Below are 1,648 nucleotides of genomic sequence, written 5' to 3'. Positions count from 1 at the left end.
GCCAGCAATTGTATTTAAAGAAATGGCATTGGCTGCTTGATATTAGCGAGTGTCGCACTTCGCAGTTGAATTCGGGAGTCTTTACTAAATAGGTATTTACCTAGGTCAATATCCATAGCGTAAACTCCTACTATTTTCCCTCGTTCTTTTATAGGGGCAGATACTGAGACGATAAAATCACCGGATAAGTTCTCTTGTGGAGGGGTCATGTTAAAAGCCGCTCCGTTGACGATAGGCATGAACCAAGATTTATTAAGGCTGCGTGCGTTGTAGCCTTCGATATGCCCTCCTTCTTGAGCAGAAATGGTCTCACCGTCAGGCTTAGCTACATAAACATCGATAACATAATCTTGTGCTTTTGTTGCTTCTACCAACTGATCAAATAGTTCTTTTTCGTTCACAGATTCATTAAAGATAACTAAACTCGCCATACCGATAGTTTGCGTTTCAAGTCTATAAATAGCTGAGTGATAGTTAGTTTTGATTCTTTCAGAACTAGTTTCTACTTCACTGTTAGAAACTAAAGATTGTTCTGAACTAAGTAATATATAGATGGCACCAGTGGTTATTATCGTTATTAATAATAAAATTGATATATATACGTAATAAATTCTTTTTATCATCGTTACATTCGTCTTAATTATGTTTTTTTTCAGTCGATGGGGAGTATTTATTTTTTAAATTTAAAGTATCACCTATTCACACTAACTCAACCAATTGCATATTTTTCGATGGATATTTAGCAATAACTTTCGTATAAATCTTTGAGTTCTTTGACTATTTCTTTCATAGGCGCATGTAAATTGGCATCAGATGGAAGTTGAGCAAGCTTTATTTCTAGATTTTCAATATTTCTCCTTAATCTTTTTAACTGAAATGGAAAACTATCGAGTTTACTTGTTTCTGGATAAGTTATCTTGAATATTCTCAGGCTCATTTCCGCGTGAAATAAAATCTCAAACTCATCATAATTATGCGTTTGTTCTTGGTTATTATATAACCGATTAATAGATGTTAGGCATTCCTCGCAGATAGTTATTGTTCCTATACGTACATGCTTAACGGATACCAATTGGCATATGTTGCAATGCAAAACAAACCCCTGATTAATATTATTGTTTGTTAATGATAAATTTTATCTTTTTCTGAACCATCATCCGATCAGTTATTCATTTTCATCTAAAACTTAAGCAAAGTACAAGGTCGTAACGAAAATAAACATAATATAAAATTAAGTTTTGTGTACCACTATGGCAAAATTGAACACCCTAGGACGTTAATTCATTTCTTGAAATGTTTTTCTGGTTATTGCTTACGTTATATCAAGTATCGATTGATGAGGTTATAATTTTTACTTAACATATAACAAGCTTGAATATTTGAAAAATATCGAGACTTTTGAATAAAACATATCGGTAATGAATATTCTCGTAAGAACTATAGGTGAGATAGAACCAAAGCACTTAAGCCAAGTCGTTTCAGCCGGAGAAATAAAGAAAGACATCGAACAGATTCAGGTAAAAAGCAGATGGCTATCGACGACACAGCTTTAAGAGGAAACTGAAATACATAGTGGCTTTGTTGCGTAATTCGATGGAACTAAATCAGGAAGTTACGATCTGATCGGTTACATCAGTTAATCATCGTA

General features: G+C 33.6%; 1 protein-coding gene. It reads right to left on the bottom strand.

All coding sequences use genetic code 11. The features are described 5' to 3' along the window. Nucleotides 1-14 precede the first annotated feature (14 nt). Nucleotides 15-623, bottom strand: coding sequence for a PDC sensor domain-containing protein (locus R7Z77_RS23890; protein ID WP_318136867.1), 609 nt, complete (start codon nucleotides 621-623; stop codon nucleotides 15-17). Nucleotides 624-1,648 lie beyond the last annotated feature (1,025 nt).

It is taken from the genome of Vibrio sp. 1401 (genome assembly GCF_033340295.1).
Note: the sequence above shows the minus strand (reverse complement) of the source record. Positions and strands in the feature narration are given on the sequence as shown.

Coding starts and splice junctions, on each gene's coding strand:
- R7Z77_RS23890 (WP_318136867.1), bottom strand. CDS start 623: ATGATAAAAAGAATTTATTACGTATATATATCAATTTTATTATTAATA.